Below are 21,369 nucleotides of genomic sequence, written 5' to 3' on the forward strand. Positions count from 1 at the left end.
CCGGTCGCCAATCCGGCCTTCGAGGTCAAATCCGCCCTGCTGCAGGAAATCGACGCCTATTGCCGCGCCAAGGATCCGGCTGTCGTCCAGGTCAGTGCCTCGATCGCCGGCTCCCTGCGCTCGATCTCGGTGCTGCGCGCCGATGGCGACATGAAAACCGATATCCGCCCCCTCGTCCGCCTCAATGTCTCGGTCACGGTCGAGCGCGATGGCCGCCGCGAAACCGGCTCGGCCGGGGCTGGCGGGCGCGCTGAATTCGATCAGTGGATCGCGCCGGACGCCTGGAAAGGCCTGGCCAATGAGGCGATGCGGATTGCGCGCGTCAATCTCGACGCCATCGATATTCCCGCCGGCGTGATGGATGTCGTGCTCGGCCCTGGCTGGCCTGCCGTCCTCTTGCACGAGGCGGTCGGTCACGGGCTGGAAGGCGATTTCAACCGCAAGGGATCCTCCGCCTTCGCCGGCCGCATGGGCGAGCGTGTCGCATCGGCCGGCGTCACCATTGTCGATGACGGCACGATGGAAAAACGCCGCGGCTCGCTGACGATTGATGATGAGGGCACGCCGACCGAGCGCACCGTGCTGATCGAGGACGGTATTCTCGTCGGCTATATGCAGGACCGGATGAATGCGCGGCTGATGGGCCAGAAACCGACGGGCAATGGCCGCCGGCAATCCTATGCCTATCCGCCGCTGCCGCGAATGACGAATACCTATATGCTGGGCGGCCAGCACAAGCCGGAGGAAATGGTCGCCAGCCTCACGGACGGGATTTATGCCGTCAATTTCGGCGGCGGCCAGGTCGATATCACGTCGGGCAAATTCGTCTTCCAGTGCACCGAGGCCTATCGGGTCCGCAATGGCAAGATCGAGGCCCCGGTCAAGGGCGCCACCCTGATCGGCGACGGTCCGACAGCGCTGACCCAGATCACCATGATCGGCGATGATTTCGCGATGGACCCTGGTGTGGGCATGTGCGGCAAGGGTGGCCAGGGCGTGCCGGTCGGGGTCGGCCAGCCGAGCCTGAAAATCGCCGGCCTGACCGTCGGCGGCGCTGCCTGACTGAAAAGCAATGTTGCTGTGACGCCTTGCGACGGCAGGCTCGACGAGCCGCCTGGCGCGTCGATATGCGCCACCTTACCAATCATTACATGGTAGGCAGCAAAGTCGATTGCTATTCCTGCATCATGGTTTGGGGCAGGCGCATCTTGTGGGGACATATGCGGGACTTTTTGACAATAGCGATCGCGAGCACGGCCTGTTTCGCCGCCATCGACGCTCCAGCATGGGCGGACGCTGAAGCAGAAGCGTTGCAGGGTGACAGCGTCGGGGTGGACAGTCAGAGCGGCCTTTCGGTATTCAGCAAGGCTTATTTCGACCCATTCTCACCAGTCACGGCACTGGACATGGTGCAACGCATTCCCGGCTTTTCGCTCTCCAATGGCGATACGAGCCGGCGCGGCCTGGGCGACAGTTTCGGCAATGTGCTGATCAATGGTACCCGGCCCTCGAACAAATCCCTGTCGCTGGACACTGTGCTGCAGCGCATCCCGATTGCCGATGTCGCGCAGCTGGAACTGATCCAGGAGGCCCTGCCGCAATACAATATGCGCGGCCATTCGCGGCTGGTGAATATCATCCTGGTCGAGGGGGCCGGCAATTCCGGCTCGTTTGACGCCCGGCTGCTGCTCTCACCGTCTGGCCGGCTCGGGCCACGCGGAATCGTGTCCTATGCGACGGTCGCAGGCCCGGTGGAATTGAGCTTCGGCCTCGATATCGGCACCGAGGGCAACCGAATACACCGCCGCCGAGCCTTGCACGATCCCGGTGAGGCCTTGCTGGAACTCCAGCGCGACAATGATCAGCGCCAATACCGCCAGATCGTCCCGAGCTTCTCCCTCAACTGGCAGATCGACAGTGACTCCAGCCTTCGCTTCGACCTCCAGGCCGAAACATGGGACTGGAATCGCACCCAGGTTTCCTTCATCGACGCGCCGGCCGGCGCCGGCTTCGAGCCGCTTCGCTATGAGCAGAGCCAGACGGCCAATCACGGCAATTCCTATCTCGGCTCGATCAGCTATGCGCGCGAACTCAGCCCGACCCTCTCAATCCAGACAATGGCGCTGCTCGACCGCGGGCGCTGGGATGACGGCCCGGAAACCTATGAGACCTATGACCCCGCGTCCGGCTTTGTCGGTGCCATCATCGTCGAGGCCGAGGGCGAAACCGAGGAAACAGCCCTGCGTCAAACGCTGGCCTGGACTCCGGACGACCGCCACGCCTTCGAATTCGGCGCCGAAATCGCGGTCAATGCCCGTGAGACCGGCCTGGCGCTGTTCGAAGATGATGGCGTGACCATCACGCCGATCGTGCTGCCGGTGGCCAATACCCGCGTCGAGGAGACCCGCAGCGAGATATTCGCCAACCACACCTGGACGGTCAGCGACCGGCTCAGCGTGGAGAGCGGCCTGCGTTATGAATTCTCGGAAATCGTCCAGACCGGCGATTCCGAACAGTCACGTTCCTTCGCCTATCCCAAGCCGAGCGTGACGCTGAACTGGCGCCAGGACGACCAGAACCGGTTGCGCCTGACTGCGCAGCGCGATGTCGACCAGCTGGATTTCGGCAAATTCGCCAGTTCCGTCGATATCGCGGACAATAACGCCACCCTCGGCAATCCCGATTACGTGCCCCAGCGCACCTGGACGCTGGAGGCCGAATGGGAACGCCGCTTCGGGGATGACGGCTCCTTCTCGCTCCAGATCGGCTATGACTGGATCGAGGATCTTGATGGCTGGGTGCCGATCACGACGCCGACCGGCGTGTTCGATGCGCCGGGCAATATTGGCGACGGCACCAATCTGCGCGTCACCGCCAATCTGACCACACCGCTCGATGGCTTCGGCCTGACCAATGCCGTGATCGACGTCTTCGGGGAATGGTATAATACCAATGTCGAAGATCCGCTGACCGGCCAGGATCGCGCCTTCTCCGGTACACGCGAGTGGGAACTCGGCCTTGATTACCGCCAGACCTTCCCGGCGCAGCAAATCGCCTGGGGCTGGGATTATCACTGGGTCTCAGATGGCGAAGTGTATCGCGCCCAGGAGGTTCGTCTATATGACAATACCGACGGCGATCTGGATCTCTACATCGAGACCACCCGATGGGGCGGCGTCACCACCCGCCTCGGCGTCGATGCCGTGCTCAATACCGGCGATAGGCGGGAGCGGGTCTTCTATGATGGGTCCCGGGCGGCGGGCCTTGTGACCGGCACCGAGTATCGCACTGAGAGCTCCGGCTCGATCTGGTATTTGCGGGTGCGCGGAACCTTCTGAGTGCAGACCGGCCGATGCGGGCCAGGCCGTCTGCGCGCCCGCAGGGAGCGCGCTGACGGCGCCGACCATGCCGGGGCGTCACTGACCTTTTGATCCATGCCATCCGCAGAAGCGGCTTGCCCTGCGCTTATATACACAAGCAAGACCCGGCGGTTGGAAACCAAATCGGCCAGAACACGAGCGAATTTAAACAAGTCGATTGTAAAATTAAAACATAAGTCACAATACTGCATAATCTTCATTGCCAAAACCCGTCTTCAATATTACCGATCATTACATAGCGCGCACCCTGTAGACTGAATATCTTGACGGCTCTTGGGCGGTCGGGGCCAGTCAGTCTTGTGGGGACACATGCAAGGATATTTGAAATCAACAGTCGCAGGCGCGGCGATTCTGGCCAGCCTGGCCTTTCCGGGCTTCAGTCAGGCTCAGAACGGCGATCCGGAAAGCCCGGCGCAAATTACCGAATCGCGCAATGGCATATCGACATTTTCGAAGGGCTATTTCGAACACTTCTCACCGGTCACGGCGCTGGACATGGTCACGCGCCTGCCCGGCTTCTCTGTCTCCAACGGCGACACGGGCCGGCGGGGGCTCGGCGACAGCTTTGGCAATGTGCTGATCAATGGCGCACGCCCATCCAATAAATCGCTCTCGCTCGGCACCGTGCTGCAACGCATTCCGATCAGTGATGTCGACCGTATCGAGCTCATCTCCGAAGCCCTGCCGGACTACAATATGCGCGGACATGCACGCCTGGTGAACGTCATTCTCGTCGAAGGCGCCGGAAACTCGGGCTCGTGGGATGCGACCCTGAACGTGTCGGCATCCGGTCGCGTCGGCCCGCAGGCGAACATCTCCTGGGCCCGGGTCATCGGACCGGTCGACCTGACCGTCGGCCTCTACACCACCAGTTCGGGCGACCGGGCCCGCCGCCGCAGCAGCCGGTTCGACGCCGCGGGCAATCTGGCTGAAATCCAGCACGACAATGACCAGCAGGCCTATCGCGAGGCCGCGCCATCCCTCTCGCTCAACTGGCAGATCGATGACCGCTCGAGCCTGCGCTTCGATGTCGAGGGCACGGTCTGGCGGTGGGCAAACCAGCAGGTCTCCTTCATCGGCGCACCGTCCGGAGCAGGTGTCACACCCCTGCGCTACGAGCAGAATGCAACAGAAAACAACGGCAATTTCTACGTCTCGTCCGCGACCTATTCGCTCGAATTCAACGACACCCTGTCGAGCCAGACCATGGCGCACTTGCGCCGGGATACCTGGGATGACGGTCCCGAAGCCTATGAGACCTACGATCCTGCGAGCGGCTTTCTGGGCGCCATCATCGTCAATGGTGGCGGCGATTCCGAGGAAACAGCCCTGCGCCAGACGCTGAACTGGACTCCCAATGAGCGCAATACGGTCGAGATTGGCGGCGAGATCGCGGTCAATGCACGCGATACCCATCTGGCCTTGTTCGAGGATGACGGCACATCCCTCACCCCCATCCCGCTGCCGGTCGCCAATACCCGCGTCGAGGAGACGCGCAGCGAGATTTTCGTCAATCATACCTGGACGATCAGCGAGGCGTTGAGCCTGGAAAGCGGCCTGCGCTATGAATTCTCCGAAATCGTGCAGACCGGTGATGCCAACCAGTCGCGCTCCTTCGCCTACCCCAAGCCGAGCGTGACGCTGAACTGGCGCCAGAGCGACCGCAACCGGTGGCGCTTCACGGCACAACGCGATGTCGATCAGCTGGATTTCGGGAAATTCGCCAGCTCGGTTGATATCGCCGACAATAATTCCACGCTTGGCAATCCGAACTATGTGCCCCAGCGCACCTGGACAATCGAGGCCGAGTGGGAACGGCGCTTTGGCGATGACGGCTCCTTCTCGCTGCAGGCCGGGTATGACTGGATCGAGGATCTCGATGGCTGGATCCCGGTCACGACGCCGGGTGGCGTGTTCGATGCTCCGGGCAATATCGGCGATGGCACCATCCTGCGGGTGACCGGCAATCTGACAACGCCGCTCGACGCCATCGGCCTGACGAACGCCACGCTGGATGTCCTGGCCCAATGGAATGACACCAATGTTCACGACCCCCTGACCGGGGAGGATCGCCATTTCTCCGGCTATCGCGAATGGGAGCTGGGGCTTGATTTCCGGCAGGCCTTCCCGGCAGCGCAAATCGCCTGGGGCTGGGATTATCACTGGTATTCCGACAGCGAGGTCTTCCGGGCGCAGGAATACCGTGTTGCGGGCTATACCGATGGCGATCTCGACCTCTATATCGAGACCACACGCTGGGGCGGCGTCACCACCCGTCTGGGCGTCAACGAGGTCATTGGTAATGGCGATGACCGGCAGCGTGTCTTCTATGCCGGCTCGCGGGCCAGCAACGTGGTCACCGGCACCGAATTCCGCAACGAAAACTATGGAGCCACATGGTATCTGCAAATTCGCGGGACCTTCTGAGGCCGGACCGGCGGGAGGTGGCTGAGCCATCTCCCGCCGGTCACAGCACGTTCACGTCTTCGCGAGCGGGCGCGCTGCGTGTGGCGCGTTGCAGGGTTCAAGGCTAGCCTTGCCGTTCCAGACGAAGAAATGCGCCCGCACGTCTGTGCCGATGACGACGGCCTGCGCCCGGAACCCCACCGGGCCAACGCCCGGCCCGGCGCGCGGTCAGAGAGGTCGCTTGATGACGCAGCATGATCCCCTCACCGCCCGTCCGGCCCGTCGCGGCCGGCAAGCCCTGCTCGCCGGCCTTGCCGGACTGGCGCTCTCGGCCGCCAGCGCCGCTGAACCGATCAATTTCCAGCGAGCGCCAAGCGGTCATCTCATTGCCGAGGTCGAGATCGGCGCCAGCGGACCCTATGTTTTCCTGCTCGATACCGGGGCGAGCAATACGGCGATCGCCCAACCCGTGGCCGAGGCGCTCGGCTTCCACTCGGTCTGGGAGAATTATGGCGATGTGCAGTCGCTGACGACGCTGTTTTCGGCGGAACGCTTCGTGTTGGAGGATTTGCGCTTTGCCGACCTGGCACCGGTGTCGCTCAACAGCGTCGTGATTCCCGTCGATCGCTCCCAGCCGCATCCGGTTGCGGGCCTGCTGGGCGCCGACGCCCTGCCGTCAACGCGCTATATGCTCGACTTTGCCGCCGCGACGCTGACCCTTGACAGCGATGCGCCCGAACATGCCGATGGCTGGGTTAATCCGCAGAGCCTGTTACTGGGTCAGGCCGATCTCAGGCGCGGCATGCGCGGCGTGCGGGTCCTGATCGATTCCGGCAGCGCCCGGACCCTGGTCAATGAACAGCTGCTCAATCAGGTCCATAACCGTGCCGGTGGCGTCACCTATAGTGTCAACGGGATTGAGGGACGGCTGCCGGACACGACCGTGGCCGAGGCCGAGGCCGTCGTCTTGCGCAATCTTCAACTGGGCGGGCTGTGCCTGAATTCTGTCGTGGCGCTACAGGCGGATCTCGACATTTTCGAAGCGCTCGACTGGGGCCGGATGCCGGCCATGGTGGTCGGCATGGATGTGCTGCAATTCGCGACCGTCACCGTCGACCGCGAAGCGGGTATTTTCGAGATCAGCGCCGCGGAGGCGCGCGATGTCTGCCGCAATGGACGCGCACAGGCCCGGGCACCGGAGCCGGACCACCAGCGCTAGAATCCCGTGCCGGGCAGAAGAAAGGCCGCGGAGCAATTTGCTCCGCGGCCTTCTTTCGTCACGCCATGCTGTCGCAAGGCTTACTTGGTCGGATGAACATCCTGTTCCGGTCCGGACGCATCGACGGCACCTGCGATGACCGCCTGGTCTTCGGCCAGACCATGGCCGAGGCGTTTGAGCGCGAAGCTCAACAGCCCGACGATGATGCCGATCGCGATCGCCACAATGCCGATCGTCTGGAAGACGGACGCATAGCCCGCCAGCGCGGCGGCAGGATCGAGCACTTGCCCGCCGACGGTTTCCGTCGCCGTCATCCCTGCAACCAGGCCGCCGACATACTGGGCCGCCGAGCTGGACAGGAACCAGCCCGCCATCATGAAGGATACCACCGAGAGCGGTGACAGCTTGGTGATGGCCGACAGACCAACCGGTGACAGGCAGAGTTCACCGGTCGTGTGCAGGAGATAGGCACCCGCAAGGAAGACCAGCGGAACCCGATAATTATCGTCCGCGAAATTCACGCCCCAGACGAGGAGAATGAAACCGAGGCCGACCTGAACCAGCGCCAGAGCGAATTTCAACGGTGTGTTGGGATTGCGCTGCAGCTTGGCAAGGAAGGCCCACAGACCGGCGAAGACCGGAGCGAAGATCAGGATGAAGCCCGCATTGAAGGACTGAACCTGACCCGCCGATATGCCCATATCGATCACGAATGGCCCCAGATTATAGAGCGGCTGGGCCGACACTGCCAGGTTGGTATTGTCCTGGGCAAACAGGTTCATCGAGGAACCGGCCTGTTCGAACAAGGTCCAGAACACGACGGAGATGACAATCAGGATGACACCGAGCATCAACCGCTGGCCCTCAACGGAGGACGCCTTGGTAATGATGAAATAGGTCATGTATCCGAGGAAAAGGATCCAGCCCGCCAGCAACATCCAGCCGGTCAGGGCGTGAGCCTGGAGCAGGAACCAGACGCCGATCACACCGACCAGGCCTGCGCCGTAAATGAGCCATTCCTTGTTGACCGGCCCGAACACCTTGGTTTTCAGGGTTTCAGGCTCGGGCGGATTACCGACATCGGCCAGCAGGTTCTTGCCCGGCAGGAAGAACAGGCCACGTCCGGCAGTAAACACCAGGAAACCGAGCAGCATGCCGATACCGGCGAGGCCGAAGCCATATCCCCAGCCATACTCTTTCGCCAGCCAGGCGCACAGAATAGCGGCCCAGAATGAACCCAGATTGATGCCGTAATAATACAGGGTGAAGCCGCCATCCCGGCGCGGATCATGCTCCTCATAGAGCTGACCAACGATGGATGAGATATTGGCCTTCAGGAAGCCCACGCCCATCACGATCAGGGCAAGTGCGAGGTAGAAGATGTTGACATAGCCACGATCGCGCTCGGCCACCGTGAACTCATAGGAGCCATCTGGCAGCGACGCCGGAATGCTGGCGGTCGCCGGCAGACCTTCGATGATGAAGGTGCGCTCATCGAGATTGACGGAGTAATCATACGTCGCGCCATCGACCAGGATCTGCGAGGTGCGCCCTTCCATCTGGCCTTCGGAAACGAACTCATATTGCGTTTCCTGATAGGTCAGAATCTGGGTCGCCGGTTCGCCTTCAATCGCCATCGTGCCGTGACCGGCAACGAGAAGGAGCGCGCCGAAGGCGATGGCTTTTCGGTTGCCGAGATATTTGTCGGCGATGAAGCCGCCGATCAGGGGCAGCAGATAGACCAGCGAGGTATAGGTGCCGTACTGGCTGCTCGAAAACTCGCGATCGAACAGGAAGTGCTGGGTAAGATAGAAGATCAGCAATCCGCGCATGCCGTAATATGAGAACCGTTCCCACATCTCGGCGAAGAACAGAATATGCAATCCTTTCGGATGGTTGCGCATCTGAACAAAGACCGGAACCGCGGTCGCGATGGTCACGATGATTCCGACCAGAATGACTAGATTAATAACCATGATCTCCCCTTACCCGCTTGATGCAGGCCCATTTCTGGCGCGCAATTGACCACGCGAAAGAGGAAGGCTCAAGTCTCACTTGCCGCTTGCGTCATTCATCTAGATTACAAATCGGCGTGAAGCCGGCAAAAACCTAATAGGCGCACTCGGTGAAGACCGGTTCGATCGAACCCTTCCACTCACCCTTGAAGCGCTCGATCAACTGATCCGCGCGGGTCACACCGGAGGCGGCAATCTCGTCGAGATCATCGAGGAAATGCGCTTCATTCTCGCCGTAATTATTCAGGCGCGCCCGCGCATTGAGGCCGGCCCGGGAAATCGCCAGGACTTCTTTGGCCAGATCCTGCATCGAACGGTCGCCATCATAGCCGGCGCGCATGCCGTGAACGGCGGCGGCCAAGCGCATGCCGTCGCGCTGATCGGCGCTCCAGCCCTTGACCAGATCCCAGGCCGCATCCAGCGCGGTGTCGTCATACAGGAGCCCGACCCAGAAGGCCGGCAGGGCGCAGAGCGTATTCCAGGGGCCACTATCCGCGCCGCGCATTTCCAGGAAGGTCTTCAGACGCACTTCCGGGAACATGGTGCCGATATGATCTTCCCAGTCGCTGATCACCGGCTTTTCACCCGGCAGGGCCGGCAAGCGGCCATCGAGGAAATCGCGGAAGCTCTGGCCGGTGGCGTCGAGATATTTCCCGCCGCGCTTGACGAAATACATCGGCACATCAAGTACCCAGTCGACATAGCGCTGAAAACTCATCCCCTCATCAAACACGAAGGGCAGCATGCCGGTGCGATTGCGGTCGGTGTCGGTCCAGACATGGCCGCGATAGGAGAGATAGCCGTTGAGCTGGCCGTCCTTGAAGGGCGAATTGGCAAACAGCGCCGTCGCGAGTGGCTGCAGCGCCAGCGAAACCCGGAATTTCTTGACCATGTCGGCTTCGCTCGAGAAGTCGAGATTGGTCTGGACGGTGCAGGAGCGGAACATCATCTGATGCCCCATCGTGCCGACCTTGGGCATATAGGCCTTCATCAGCCCGTAGCGCGCCTTGGGCATCATCGGCGTTTCTTCCAGCGACCATTTCGGCGAGAAGCCGAGGCCGAGAAAGCCGGCGCCGATCTCGTCGGCGACTTCGCGCACTTCGGACAAATGCAGATTCACTTCGGCGCAGGTCTGATGCACGGTTTCCAGCGGTGCGCCGGACAGCTCGAACTGGCCACCCGGTTCCAGCGTGATCGAGGCGGAATCGCGCTTGAGCGCGACCAGCTTGCCGTCTTCCTCGACGCGTTCCCAGCCGAAGCGGATCAGGCCTTCGAGCATTTTCTTCACGCTCGGACCTTCACCCGCGTAAGGGATGGGCGTGTGATCCTCCAGGGCGAAGCCGAATTTTTCGTGCTCGGTGCCGATGCGAAAGGCGTCGCGCGGCTTGCAGCCGGCGGCGAGATAGGCGGCCAGCTGGTCAGCATGTTCGATGGGAGCACCTTCGCCGCCCTGATTATACGTGCCGCTCATCCCAAGGCCCCCAATCGCAAAACAGTCTGCGTGAAACAATCCAAGCCTCAAATATGGAGATGAGAGACATAGAACAAGGGCGAGGGTCTGCGTTTCACGCGGACGTGAGGCTCAGGCCCAGTCGCCGCGCGCTGCCTGCCACAGGGCAAGCGCCGCGATAACCGCTGTCTCGGCACGCAAAATGCGCGGCCCCAGCGAGACGGCGCGGACGAAATCGAGCTGACGCAAACGGGTGCGTTCTTCCGGTGCAAACCCGCCCTCCGGCCCGACCAGCAGCGCCGCAGGGCCCGCCGGTTCGGCCTTCAACACGTCGAGCATCGGCCCGGCGCGGCCGGCATCCCCGCCCCAGGGCGCGCCGTCATCATCGCCAGCCTCGTCGCAATAATAGAGCCGACGCGCCGGATCCCAGCCATCGAGCACGCGCTCAAGCCGTTCAATCGGGGCGATCTCCGGCAGGTCGAGCCGTTCGGTCTGTTCGGCGGCCTCCTTGGCAATGATGTGGAAGCGTTCCGGCTTGCTGCGGTCCGCCTGGGTGCGGCGCGTGGTGACAGGATGGATTTCGCGCACCCCCAGCTCGGTTGCCTTTTCGACAATCAGATCGGTTTTCTGCCGTTTGACCGGTGCGAACAGCAGCCACAGATCCGGCACGCTGGCCTGCGCTCGGGTCCGGGCGACCAGTTCTAGGACGGCGCCCTTGCGATGGGCATCCGCGATCCGGGCCGTCCATTCGCCGTCGCGGCCATTGAAGAGACGCACCCTATCGCCCTCGCCGCGACGCATCACATTGAGAATATAATGCGTGTCCTCCCGGCTCAGGGCGAGACGGGTTGCCGCAGCAAAGGGCGAATCGAGGAAAAGGCGTGGATCGGTCGACATGCCCTTGGCTTTGGCGGCACTGCGTCTTGCCGTCAAGCCTGCCTTGAATTGGCCGTCCGGCTTTGTCACACCTTTGCGGATGCAATTGAATTTCGATCGGCGAGTCGCAGACTCCCTTCCAAGCAGTTGGGTAGATACAGCGCCGGCGGCGCTGCGCCCCTATCTGCGCCTGGCGCGCTATGACCGTCCGATCGGTTTCTGGCTGCTCGGCCTGCCTTGCTGGCACGGCCTGATGCTGGCGCGGATCGGCCAGGGGCTGGGCTGGATCGATCTCTGGTATGCGGTGCTGTTCGCGATTGGCGCAGTGGCGATGCGCGGTGCCGGCTGCACCTATAACGACATCGTCGACCGCGATCTCGATGCCCGCATCGCCCGCACCGCCAACCGGCCGCTGCCCGCCGGGACGGTGACGCTCAAACAGGCCTGGCTCTTCGTCGCCGCCCAGGCGCTCGTCGGCCTTCTCGTGCTCATACAATTCCCGCTGCCGGCGATCGGGGTCGGGCTCGGCGCCCTCCTGCTGGTGGCGGCCTACCCGTTCATGAAGCGCATCACCTGGTGGCCGCAGGCCTGGCTCGGACTGACCTTCAACTGGGGCATTCCCGTCGCCTATATCGCCGCAACCGGCCAGATCGATCTCGCCGTGCTGGCCCTCTATGCCGCGGCGGTGTGCTGGACGCTCGGCTATGACACCATTTATGCCCAACAGGATGTCGAGGATGACGCCCTGGTCGGGGTCAAATCCACTGCCCGCCTGTTCGGCGAAAATTCACAGCTCTGGGTCGCCGGCTTCTACGGACTCAACGCCGTGCTCGTCGGCCTCGCGATCTGGCTCAGCGCGGCAACGCCCTGGGTCGTGATCCCCTATTCGCTCTACACGGCGCACTTGTTCAATCAGGTCCGCCTGCTCGATATCGAAAATGGCGACCAATGCCTGGCGATATTCAAATCCAACCGGACAGCCGGCCTGCTGCTGGTGACGACCCTGGCGCTCGCTGCCCTGCTCTGAGCCAGGCCGTCGCCGCCAAGGCACAAGATTAAATCTTGCCCATGACCATTTGACCGCACGGGCGCCACACGCTTTGATGCCGCATGCACCACTACAGCTGAACCGTGGGGAAAACATGACTTTCTATCAAGGCCTGGCAGTCGCAACAGGCGCCCTTCTGCTCACCGCCTGCCAACCGGCAGACCCGGTCGCCGCACCGGAATCCGCGCCCGGGCAGGTCGCGATCAGCCATGACACGAGTTTTCAGGTCGATGTCAGCTATTATCGGCTCGACAATGGTTTGCGCGTTGTCCTGTCGGAAGATCACACTGTGCCGACCGCTACGGTCGGGGTGTATTACGGCGTCGGATTTCGCAATGAGCCGCAGGGCCGCACCGGCTTCGCGCACCTGTTCGAACACCTGATGTTCCAGGGCTCGGCCAATCTGCCCCACGGCGCCTTCGACAATCTGATTTACGGTTCGGGCGGGGTGAATAATGGTTCGACCCGCTATGATTTCACCAATTATTACGAGGTCGTGCCCTCGAACGCGCTACAGGCGATCCTCTGGGCGGAGGCCGACCGCATGGCCGCGCCCAATCTCGATGAGAGCCAGCTGGACAGCCAGCGCGAGGTCGTGCGCAATGAGGTCTTCGTCAATGTCATCAACCAACCCTATGGCGGCTGGATCTGGATCGACCTGCCAATGGTCGCCAATGAAAACTGGCATAATGCCCATAATTTCTACGGGGATCTGAGCGATCTCGACGCCGCCAGCCTTGAAGACGCCCAGGCCTTTTTCGACACGTATTACGCGCCGAACAACGCCGTCCTGGTCGTCGCCGGCGATATCGACAAGGGCGAGACGCTCGCCTGGATCGAAGAAATGTTCGCGCCGATCGAAGCCGGAGCGCCATTGCCGGACATCGATACCAGCGAACCACGCCAGGAGGCCGAGAAATTCGACTTCATCGAGGATGATCTCGCCAATCAACCCGCCCTCGCCGTCGGCTATCACATGCCCGCCCGCGGCACGCCGGAATACTACGCCATGGCGATGCTCGACCAATTGCTGTTGCAGGGCGATGACAGCCTTCTGACCGCCTCACTGGTCAATCAGGAAGGCTTCGCATCGGGCGTCTTCGGCGGCATCAATCTGCTCGGCAACACCTTCAATTATAACGGTCCGATGCTCTGGACGGTTGGGCTGATCCATGACAGCGAATTCACTGTCAGCGAAGTGATGAGCACGCTCGATGCCACGATTGAGGGCGTTCGCACCGGGTTGGTCAGCGAAGCCGATCTCGAGCGGGCACGGACGAAAATCCTCGCCGACTTCTATGCCACGGTCGACACCGGCACCCGCTTCGGCCTCGTCGACCTGCTCGCCTCCTTCGCCATGTTTGATGATGAGCCCGACCGGATCAACCGCATCACCCAGGGATTCGAACAGGTGACGCCGGAACTGATCCGCGCCACCGCCGAGGAATATCTGCGCCCGACCAATCGCACCGTGCTCGAAGTCCGGCTCGCGCAGGACGAGACCGGTTCCGATGCCGGCAGTCCGGAATAACCAGGCCTTGATGGGAGCGAAAACCATGATCAACACACTTCTTCGCGCGACGCTTGCCGCCGCCAGCCTGGCCCTCCTGCCCGCAACGGCACTGGCCCAGGGCGATCAGCAACCGCCGATCGGCACACCCCGCGCCTTCCACCTGCCCGAGACCCGAAGCTTCACGCTCGACAATGGGCTGGAGGTCACCTTCATTCCGTTTGGCCTGGCGCCGACCACACGCATCTCGGTACAGATGCGCGTCGGCAATATCGATGATGGCGACCAGACCTGGATATCCGATCTCACCGGCGCGATGATGGAAGAAGGCTCGGCCGGCCAGTCCAAGGAAGCCCTCGCCACGGCGATTGCCGCGATGGGCGGGTCGATCAATGTCGGCATTGGCTGGAATGCGTCAGCGGTCAGCACCAATGTCTTGTCGCAATATGCCGCCGACGCGACCGCCCTGCTCGCCGATGTGGTGCGCCGGCCCGACTTCGCCGAGAGCGAATTCGACCGCGTGCGTCAGAATCTGATCCGCAATGTCGATATCCAGCGGGCCCAGCCCGGTTCGATCGCGACCGAGGCCTATTACCGCATCCTGTTTGGCGACAGTCATCCCTATGGCCGCTACATGCCGACCGAGGAACAGCTGCGCAGCTATACGCTCGACGATGTCCGCGATTTCTACGCCGCCAGTTTCGGCGCCGGCCGCACGCGTATCTATGTCGCCGGACGCTTTGACGATGCCGAAATGGAAGCGGCGATCCGCGACGCCTTCGGCGACTGGGCTCGCGGCGAGCCGGACGCGGCGGAAGGTGCACTCGCGCGCCACGGCCCGATTGTGCAATTGATCGACCGCCCGGGGGCGCCGCAAACCACGCTGCGGTTCGGCTTCCCGGTGATGGCCATCAATGATCCAGACGCGCCGGCGATGACGGTGATGAACGCACTGCTCGGCGGGTCCTTCACCTCGCGCCTGACCCGCAATCTGCGCGAGGACAAGGGCTATACCTACTCGCCCGGCTCCGGCACGACCTGGATGATGGGCGGCGGGGTCTGGACCTTCAATGCCGATGTCACTGCCTCGGACACGGCGGCGGCCCTGAGCGAGACCTTCATGGAGGTCCGCCGGCTGCAGGATGAAACCCCGGCCGAGACCGAGGCCGACAATATCCGCTCCTGGCTGGCCGGCGTCTTCATCCTGCAAAATGCCTCGACCGGCGGCCTGATCGGCCAGCTCGCCAATCGCGACTTCTGGGGCCTGCCGCAGGATTATCTCGACACCTATGTGCCCAATATCCTCGCCGTCAGCGATGCGGATATTTCGCAGATGGCGCGTGAATACCTGCCGCTGGACAGCATGGTGCTGGTACTGGTCGGCGACCTCTCCCTGATCGCCGATGATGTCCGCGCCCTGCCGGAATTGCAGAGTGCACATTTCATCACGGCGTCCGAAGACTGACACCCGTTTTCGGCGCGATGACGGCCGGGCCTTTGCGTCCGGCCGTTTTGCATTATACGGCGCTCATGACCGAACTCCTCGACCCCGTCGCCTTCCTTCGTGCCCACACAGCCCTGCTGGCACCGCCCCTGGTGCCGGAAATACAGCTACACCTGGCCATCGAGACCGCCCCGATCTGGCAACAGAGCGAGGAAGCGCTGGGTGCGATGGGCCTGCCCCCGCCCTTCTGGGCCTTTGCCTGGGCGGGCGGCCAGGCGCTGGCGCGATACTGTCTCGACAATCGGCACCTCCTCGCCGGTCAGCTCGTGCTGGACTTCGCCGCCGGCGGCGCCGTCTCCGGCATTGCAGCGGCGAAGGCGGGGGCAGCGTCCGTTCTGGCCTGCGAGCTCGACCCGTTTGCCATCGCCGCGATCAAGGCCAATTCTGCCGCCAATTCCGCCGTGCTGGAAACCCGCCTCGGCGATCTGGTCGGCACGGATGAAGGCTGGGATATCGTGCTCGCCGGCGATGTTTTCTACGAGGACGCACTGGCGCAGCGCATTGGCGCCTGGTTGCAGGAGCTGGCGCAGCGCGGCGCCCTCGTCCTGATCGGTGACCCTGGACGCGCCTTCCTGCCCCGGGAGCGGCTGGAGTTGCTGGCGGGCTATAGCGTCGAGCTGACCCGCGATCTTGAAGACCGCGAACTGCGTTATGCCAAGGTCTGGAAATTCCGGTAACGCCACTCCCCTGCGGCCCAGAATCAATTCAGTTTCCGTTTCATGGCTGTTATCCGCGCCGTTGACCGGCGGCTTTTCCTTTTGATCGAAATCGCCGCCCGGCGTCTCAACCGGGATGCCGATGCACGCCTGAAGGCCGAGGCCGGCGTCACATCGGCCCAGGCGGCCGTGCTCTTCCTGCTGACCCGCCGCGGCGAACGCCGCATGGGCGAGATCGGCGACACGCTATCGCTCAACCCGCCTGCCGTGACGGGTCTGGTCAGCCGCATGGAAGCGCTCGGCCTGGTCAGGAAGACGGCCTCGAAAACCGATGGCCGCTCCGCCGTGGTCTCGCTGACCGAGAAGGGCCGCGCCCTGGGCGATGCCGCCGAGACCAGTCTGCGCGGCCTCAATACCGAGCTGGAATCTCGGCTCGGCGAGGACGATAGCGACATGTTGCACCGCGTCCTCACCCGGCTCGCTACAGAAGCCTGATTGCGTGACCTGATTGACGTATAGGTAAGCGCAAAAGCGTTGGCCAAGCCGCAGCGCAATGCTCTAGTCTGCGCCAAAATCAAATGGGAGACTGCGATGAGCGAGCTGGTTCTGGTCGAGGATGCCGAGGGCATCCGCACGATACGTTTCAACCGCCCCGAGAAGAAAAACGCCCTGACGCGGCCGATGTACACCGCTGCCGCCGAAGCGCTCGAGAGCGGCGATGCCGATCCGGCGATCCGGGTTTTCATCATCGCCGGTGCCGGTGGCATTTTTACCGCCGGCAATGACCTGGTTGATTTCATGCAGGCCCCGCCGCATGTCGGCGGCGGCGATACCCCGCCGGTCGAGCATTTCATGCGCGCCCTGCTGGCTGTCCAGAAGCCGGTTATCGCGGCTGTTGACGGGCTCGCCATCGGTATCGGCGTCACCATGCTGATGCATTGCGATCTGGTCTATGCCTCGCCGCGCGCCAGCTTCAAGACCCCCTTCGTCGATCTCGCCCTGGCGCCGGAATACGGTTCCAGCCAGGTGATGCCGCGCATGTTCGGTCATGTCATCGCCGCTGACCTCCTGCTGCTCGGCTCGACCTGGGATGCCGACAAGGCGGCCCGCCACGGGCTGATCAATGATGTCGCCGATGATGTCGAAGCCCTGGCCCGCGCCAGCGCCGCCAATCTCGCCGCCAAGGCACCAGGATCGCTGCGCGCCGCCAAGGCCCTCATGCGGCGCCCGGCCGAGGCGCTCGGGGATCGCATCTCGATGGAGGGCGGCATGTTCGCCGAATTGCTGCGCTCCGAAGAGTTCACCGAGGCGGCGACCGCCTTCATGGAACGCCGCAAGCCGGATTTCTCGAAATTCGGCTAGACTGAACGTATCGGGGATTTGGGGGAGAGCAGACATGTTGCGTATCATACTTGGCGCCGGCGGCGCGGTTCTGACGGCGGCGGTCGTGGCACTCAACCTGTCACCGATCGGCCAGATCTATCTGCCCTCCGCGACCGGGATTGTCGCCAAGCAGATGTGTTCGCTGACCTGGGTCTCGGGTCTGGAACCGGACCGGGCTCGATCGCTTTATCTCGACCCGCTGCTCGGCGATGCCGGCAGCCTGTTGAACCATCACATTGATGCCGACAATCACCAGGTCACCGCGAACTTCCTCGGCCTGTTCTGGACCCAGCGCGCCGTCTGGCGCGACGGGCTCGGCTGTACGCTGGTGCATGGCGGGCATGGCTTCGATCCCGAGCTGACCGCGCCCGTCACCCGGGGCTTCATCGCCATGCCGCTCGACACCGCCCACCGCGATGCCTGGTTCGACACCGAAGCCCTGGACGCCGCCATGTCGAGCGCCTTTGACGAGGCGCAGACGGACGGCCGCAATACGCTCGGTGTCGCCATCCTGCATCAGGGCCGCCTCGTGGCCGAACACTATGCGCCCGGCGCCAGCGCCGAGACCCGTTTCCACGGCTGGTCGATGACCAAAAGCGTTATCGCCACACTCGCCGGCAGCCTGGCCCAGGACGACGGGCTCGATATCCGTGCCGAGGGCGAAATCCCGGCCCTGGCCGCCATCGGCGATCCACGGCTCGACGCGGTCACCATCGAGGCCCTGCTGCGCATGACCGGCGGACTGGCGATTGCCGAGCTCAATAACGGCATGGACCCCAATTCGCAGATGCTCTTTACGCAATGGGACATGCCGCATTTCGCCGCCACGCGCGAACGTCTGCATGCGCCTGGCGAGCACTGGCAATATATGAGCGGCAACACCATCCTGGCCTCCGACGCACTGCAGCGCCGGCTTGGCGACAGCCTGCCCGAGCAGGTCGCCGCCTTGCGGGCACGCATTTTCGAACCGCTCGACATTTATTCCGCCATCCTGGAGCCGGGCGAGAATGGCGTCTTCCAGGGCTCGTCCTACATGTATGCCACGGCCCAGGACTGGGCCCGGCTGTGCCAGCTCTATCTCGACAATGGTGTCGCCGCCGATGGTCGCCGCATCCTGCCGGAAGACTGGTATTCAATCGTCGCCGAACCGACACCGAATTCAGGCGGTGGCTATGGGATGGGCTTCTGGCTGCCGACCGAAGCAACCGGCCTGCCGCCGGAAAGCATCATGATGAGCGGTTTCCAGGGTCAGTGGGGCTATGTCATGCCCGAGCAGGAGCTGGTCATTGTGCGCTTTGGCGCCACGATCGGTGTCAGTTCGCGCTCCGGCCGGCTGGCGCGCGAGGTCGTCGCGGCGCTGCAATCCTCCGCCAGCGCACCGGCCGGCTAGGCTCCGGCGGCGCAGACCAGCGGCGGTGATTCCGCGACCAGACCTGTGGCGATGATGGTGCGGACGTGAGTCCGCACCTCACCGGCGGTCGGGACATTGCTGCGGAGGTTGCGAAGCAGGGAATGATTGGCCGGGCCGCGGCGCGGTGTGGCGACCGACCAGGTGTCATAGCTGCGCTTCAACAAGGGCACGAATTCCAGACGTTGCGGGTCGGCATGGCGCGGATCCTTGATGATGTGTTGCCAGAAGTCTTCCAGGGCATCACGGCGCCCCTCCAGGACTTCCATGAACCAGCCACTATCCCAGACCAAACCGCCCGTCATATGGCGATCTGTACTCGCTTTCATGCAACACGCCAGAATACTGCCCAACTCGCCATTGAGCGCACCGACCCCGAGATCGACCCGGGCCTTGGAGACCATGACTGCCCTGTGCAACATCTTGTTCGCTACCCGTAGAAATTCCGTTCGCAGCTGAATAGCGGCAAGGCTTGAAGGCTTCGTCTCACGGCTTGCGAAAATTTCAATCAAACAAGTCTAAAAACTGAACGAATTCAGGCAACACTGCGGGATGACCGGCGGCAAATGCCTTATCCGATTGAAGTTTTTCCGCGCAACCAACCCATGGCTGCGGCGCATCGCGCACTGGCATTTTCTGCAGCGAAGTTGCAGTTTCACCAGCCGGTACGAGCGAGACCCTGACATGGCCTATAAATCCCTGCGCGACTTCATTGACCAGCTTGAGCGCGATGGCGATCTCATCCGCATCACGACGCAGGTCTCGACCGATCTGGAAATCACCGAGATCCACAAACGCACCCTGCATGCGGGCGGACCGGCGCTGCTGTTCGAGAATGTCGTCAATGAGCACGGCGTCAAAAGCGAGATGCCGGTCCTGGTCAATCTGTTCGGCACCGTGCGCCGCGTCGCCCAGGCGGTGACGCTCGGCGGCCAGCCGCGCTCGACGGCCGGCGAACTACGCGAGGTCGGCGAATTGCTCGCCTTCCTGCGCCAGCCCGAGCCGCCGCGCGATTTCAAGGGCGCCATCGAGCTCTTGCCGCTGGCCAGGACGGTGATGTCGATGCGGCCGAAAACGGTGAAATCCGCGCCCTGCCAGGACATTGTCCTCACCGGCGAGGAGATCGATCTCGACCGCCTGCCGATCCAGACCTGCTGGCCGGGAGAGCCGGCACCGCTGATCACCTGGCCGCTGGTCGTCACCAAGGGCCCGTCCGATTCAAAGTCTGACGACTATAATCTCGGCATTTACCGCATGCAGAAGCTGGGCAAGGACCGCACCTTGATGCGCTGGCTCAAGCATCGCGGCGGGGCGCAGCATTTCCAGCGCTGGAAAGACAAGAAGCCCGATCCCCTGCCCTGCGCCGTCGTGCTCGGTGCCGATCCCGGCACCATTCTCGCCGCCGTCACCCCGATCCCCGACACGCTGTCGGAATACCAGTTCGCCGGAATCCTGCGCGGCCAGAAGGTGGAGCTCGTCGACTGCAAGACCGTGCCACTGAAAGTCCCGGCCCAGGCCGAGATCGTGCTCGAGGGCCATGTCATGCTCGACGAGTATGGCCCGGAAGGCCCCTATGGCGACCACACCGGCTATTATAATTCCGTCGAGCATTTCCCGGTCTTCAGGATCAGCGCCATCACCATGCGCCAGGATCCGATCTATCTCTCCACCTATACCGGCCGCCCGCCGGACGAGCCCTCCGTGCTCGGCGAAGCCCTCAACGAGGTCTTCATCCCGCTATTGCAGCAGCAATATCCGGAAATCCTCGATTTCTGGCTGCCGCCCGAGGGCTGTTCCTACCGCATCGCCGTGATCTCGATGAAGAAGGCCTATGCCGGCCATGCCAAGCGCGTGATGATGGGCGCCTGGTCCTTCCTGCGCCAGTTCATGTACACCAAATGGATCATCGTCGTGGACGAGGATATCGATCCGCGCGACTGGAAAGACGTGATGTGGGCCGTGAGCACACGCATGGACCCGGCCCGCGACATCGTCACCGTCGAAAACACCCCGATCGACTATCTCGACTTCGCCTCGCCGGTCTCCGGCCTGGGCAGCAAGATCGGGCTCGATGCGACCAACAAGATCGGCAACGAGACCCAGCGCGAATGGGGCGAGAAGCTGGATATGGATGAGGCGACGAAGGCAAAGGTGGATGCGATGTGGGGGGAGTTGGGGCTAAAGCTCTAACTACCCCCCCCAAGCGTCATTCCAGCGAAGGCTGGAACCCAGCATCATAACGCGCCATCGGAAACTCGAACGGGCGCAAACCCGCCTCGCTCACCACTCTGCGAGCTGGGTTCCAGCCTGCGCTGGAATGACGATGGGTTTTGCGGGTTTGCATTCATTCGAGCGGGGGAAGCGATATGGCAGGGCCGGACGGCGAAGGCTTTAACCCCCCTCTCCACGCGTCATTCCAGCGAAGGCTGGATCCCAGATTCATAACGTGCCACCGAAACATCAAACGGGCGCAAACCCGCCTCGCTCACCGCCCTGCGAGCTGGGTTCCAGCCT

Annotated in this window: 16 protein-coding genes; 12 read left to right on the forward strand and 4 right to left on the reverse strand. The window is 62.7% G+C overall.

The genetic code is table 11. The features are described from left to right. From AAC023_RS08655 to AAC023_RS08670, 4 genes are all read left to right on the forward strand, one after another. On the forward strand, positions 1 to 1,062 hold a 1,062-nt coding region (locus tag AAC023_RS08655; protein WP_339740197.1), incomplete at its 5' end, for a metallopeptidase TldD-related protein. Between the two features lie 158 nt (positions 1,063 to 1,220). Continuing rightward, positions 1,221 to 3,338 carry a TonB-dependent receptor gene (locus AAC023_RS08660; protein WP_339740199.1) on the forward strand — a complete coding sequence of 706 codons (2,118 nt, stop codon included), beginning with the start codon at positions 1,221 to 1,223 and terminating at the stop codon, positions 3,336 to 3,338. A 363-nt stretch (positions 3,339 to 3,701) separates the two neighbouring features. Continuing rightward, on the forward strand, positions 3,702 to 5,807 hold the full coding sequence (locus tag AAC023_RS08665) for a TonB-dependent receptor (RefSeq protein WP_339740201.1): 2,106 nt from the start codon (positions 3,702 to 3,704) through the stop codon (positions 5,805 to 5,807). A 223-nt stretch (positions 5,808 to 6,030) separates the two neighbouring features. Next, entirely contained in the window at positions 6,031 to 7,005 is a 975-nt protein-coding gene (locus AAC023_RS08670; RefSeq protein ID WP_339740203.1) for a retroviral-like aspartic protease family protein, read from the forward strand. Positions 7,006 to 7,085: 80 nt separating this feature from the next. Here AAC023_RS08670 and AAC023_RS08675 read toward each other — a convergent pair whose 3' ends face one another. The 3 genes from AAC023_RS08675 to AAC023_RS08685 all read right to left on the reverse strand — a co-directional run bounded on the left by AAC023_RS08675 (position 7,086) and on the right by AAC023_RS08685 (position 11,367). After that, on the reverse strand, positions 7,086 to 8,981 hold the full coding sequence (locus AAC023_RS08675; RefSeq protein WP_339740205.1) for an oligopeptide:H+ symporter: 1,896 nt from the start codon (positions 8,979 to 8,981) through the stop codon (positions 7,086 to 7,088). A 133-nt stretch (positions 8,982 to 9,114) separates the two neighbouring features. After that, positions 9,115 to 10,491 (reverse strand): glutamate--cysteine ligase, encoded by a 1,377-nt coding sequence (locus AAC023_RS08680; RefSeq protein WP_339740207.1) that lies wholly within the window; start codon positions 10,489 to 10,491, stop codon positions 9,115 to 9,117. A gap of 111 nt (positions 10,492 to 10,602) precedes the next feature. Further along, positions 10,603 to 11,367: a 16S rRNA (uracil(1498)-N(3))-methyltransferase gene (locus AAC023_RS08685; RefSeq protein ID WP_339740209.1), complete on the reverse strand. Its 765-nt coding sequence runs from the start codon at positions 11,365 to 11,367 to the stop codon at positions 10,603 to 10,605. Between the two features lie 79 nt (positions 11,368 to 11,446). On the opposite strand from AAC023_RS08685, the gene ubiA reads away from it, so the two are divergent. The 7 genes from ubiA (at position 11,447) to AAC023_RS08720 (ending at position 18,837) form a co-directional block, all read left to right on the forward strand. Next, complete coding sequence (gene ubiA / locus AAC023_RS08690) at positions 11,447 to 12,373, forward strand: 4-hydroxybenzoate octaprenyltransferase (protein ID WP_339740211.1); 927 nt, start codon at positions 11,447 to 11,449, stop codon at positions 12,371 to 12,373. Positions 12,374 to 12,488: 115 nt separating this feature from the next. Further along, on the forward strand, positions 12,489 to 13,925 hold the full coding sequence (locus AAC023_RS08695) for a pitrilysin family protein (RefSeq protein ID WP_339740213.1): 1,437 nt from the start codon (positions 12,489 to 12,491) through the stop codon (positions 13,923 to 13,925). 25 nt (positions 13,926 to 13,950) lie between these two features. Continuing rightward, positions 13,951 to 15,369 (forward strand): pitrilysin family protein, encoded by a 1,419-nt coding sequence (locus AAC023_RS08700; protein WP_339740215.1) that lies wholly within the window; start codon positions 13,951 to 13,953, stop codon positions 15,367 to 15,369. Positions 15,370 to 15,434: 65 nt separating this feature from the next. Beyond that, the gene (locus AAC023_RS08705; RefSeq protein ID WP_339740217.1) at positions 15,435 to 16,085 is read left to right on the forward strand and encodes a 50S ribosomal protein L11 methyltransferase; all 651 of its coding nucleotides are present in this window, start codon (positions 15,435 to 15,437) and stop codon (positions 16,083 to 16,085) included. Between the two features lie 42 nt (positions 16,086 to 16,127). After that, the gene (locus tag AAC023_RS08710; protein WP_339740219.1) at positions 16,128 to 16,559 is read left to right on the forward strand and encodes a MarR family winged helix-turn-helix transcriptional regulator; all 432 of its coding nucleotides are present in this window, start codon (positions 16,128 to 16,130) and stop codon (positions 16,557 to 16,559) included. Positions 16,560 to 16,655: 96 nt separating this feature from the next. Next, complete coding sequence (locus AAC023_RS08715; protein ID WP_339740221.1) at positions 16,656 to 17,426, forward strand: enoyl-CoA hydratase-related protein; 771 nt, start codon at positions 16,656 to 16,658, stop codon at positions 17,424 to 17,426. Positions 17,427 to 17,460: 34 nt separating this feature from the next. Then, positions 17,461 to 18,837: a serine hydrolase gene (locus tag AAC023_RS08720; protein ID WP_339740223.1), complete on the forward strand. Its 1,377-nt coding sequence runs from the start codon at positions 17,461 to 17,463 to the stop codon at positions 18,835 to 18,837. Here AAC023_RS08720 and AAC023_RS08725 read toward each other — a convergent pair. Next, entirely contained in the window at positions 18,834 to 19,277 is a 444-nt protein-coding gene (locus AAC023_RS08725) for a BLUF domain-containing protein (RefSeq protein ID WP_339740225.1), read from the reverse strand. The two genes, AAC023_RS08720 and AAC023_RS08725, sit on opposite strands and share 4 nt — an antisense overlap. 262 nt (positions 19,278 to 19,539) lie before the next feature. Here AAC023_RS08725 and AAC023_RS08730 point away from each other — a divergent pair, with 262 nt between their 5' ends. After that, entirely contained in the window at positions 19,540 to 21,045 is a 1,506-nt protein-coding gene (locus AAC023_RS08730) for a UbiD family decarboxylase (protein ID WP_339740227.1), read from the forward strand. Positions 21,046 to 21,369 lie beyond the last annotated feature (324 nt).

The sequence above is a fragment of the uncultured Maricaulis sp. genome, assembly GCF_963976135.1.
In the GTDB taxonomy this organism is placed as follows: Bacteria; Pseudomonadota; Alphaproteobacteria; order Caulobacterales; family Maricaulaceae; genus Maricaulis.

Coding starts and splice junctions, on each gene's coding strand:
- AAC023_RS08660 (WP_339740199.1), top strand. CDS start 1,221: ATGCGGGACTTTTTGACAATAGCGATCGCGAGCACGGCCTGTTTCGCC.
- AAC023_RS08670 (WP_339740203.1), top strand. CDS start 6,031: ATGACGCAGCATGATCCCCTCACCGCCCGTCCGGCCCGTCGCGGCCGG.
- AAC023_RS08675 (WP_339740205.1), bottom strand. CDS start 8,981: ATGGTTATTAATCTAGTCATTCTGGTCGGAATCATCGTGACCATCGCG.
- AAC023_RS08680 (WP_339740207.1), bottom strand. CDS start 10,491: ATGAGCGGCACGTATAATCAGGGCGGCGAAGGTGCTCCCATCGAACAT.
- AAC023_RS08685 (WP_339740209.1), bottom strand. CDS start 11,367: ATGTCGACCGATCCACGCCTTTTCCTCGATTCGCCCTTTGCTGCGGCA.
- ubiA (WP_339740211.1), top strand. CDS start 11,447: ATGCAATTGAATTTCGATCGGCGAGTCGCAGACTCCCTTCCAAGCAGT.
- AAC023_RS08695 (WP_339740213.1), top strand. CDS start 12,489: ATGACTTTCTATCAAGGCCTGGCAGTCGCAACAGGCGCCCTTCTGCTC.
- AAC023_RS08700 (WP_339740215.1), top strand. CDS start 13,951: ATGATCAACACACTTCTTCGCGCGACGCTTGCCGCCGCCAGCCTGGCC.
- AAC023_RS08705 (WP_339740217.1), top strand. CDS start 15,435: ATGACCGAACTCCTCGACCCCGTCGCCTTCCTTCGTGCCCACACAGCC.
- AAC023_RS08710 (WP_339740219.1), top strand. CDS start 16,128: ATGGCTGTTATCCGCGCCGTTGACCGGCGGCTTTTCCTTTTGATCGAA.
- AAC023_RS08715 (WP_339740221.1), top strand. CDS start 16,656: ATGAGCGAGCTGGTTCTGGTCGAGGATGCCGAGGGCATCCGCACGATA.
- AAC023_RS08720 (WP_339740223.1), top strand. CDS start 17,461: ATGTTGCGTATCATACTTGGCGCCGGCGGCGCGGTTCTGACGGCGGCG.
- AAC023_RS08725 (WP_339740225.1), bottom strand. CDS start 19,277: ATGTTGCACAGGGCAGTCATGGTCTCCAAGGCCCGGGTCGATCTCGGG.
- AAC023_RS08730 (WP_339740227.1), top strand. CDS start 19,540: ATGGCCTATAAATCCCTGCGCGACTTCATTGACCAGCTTGAGCGCGAT.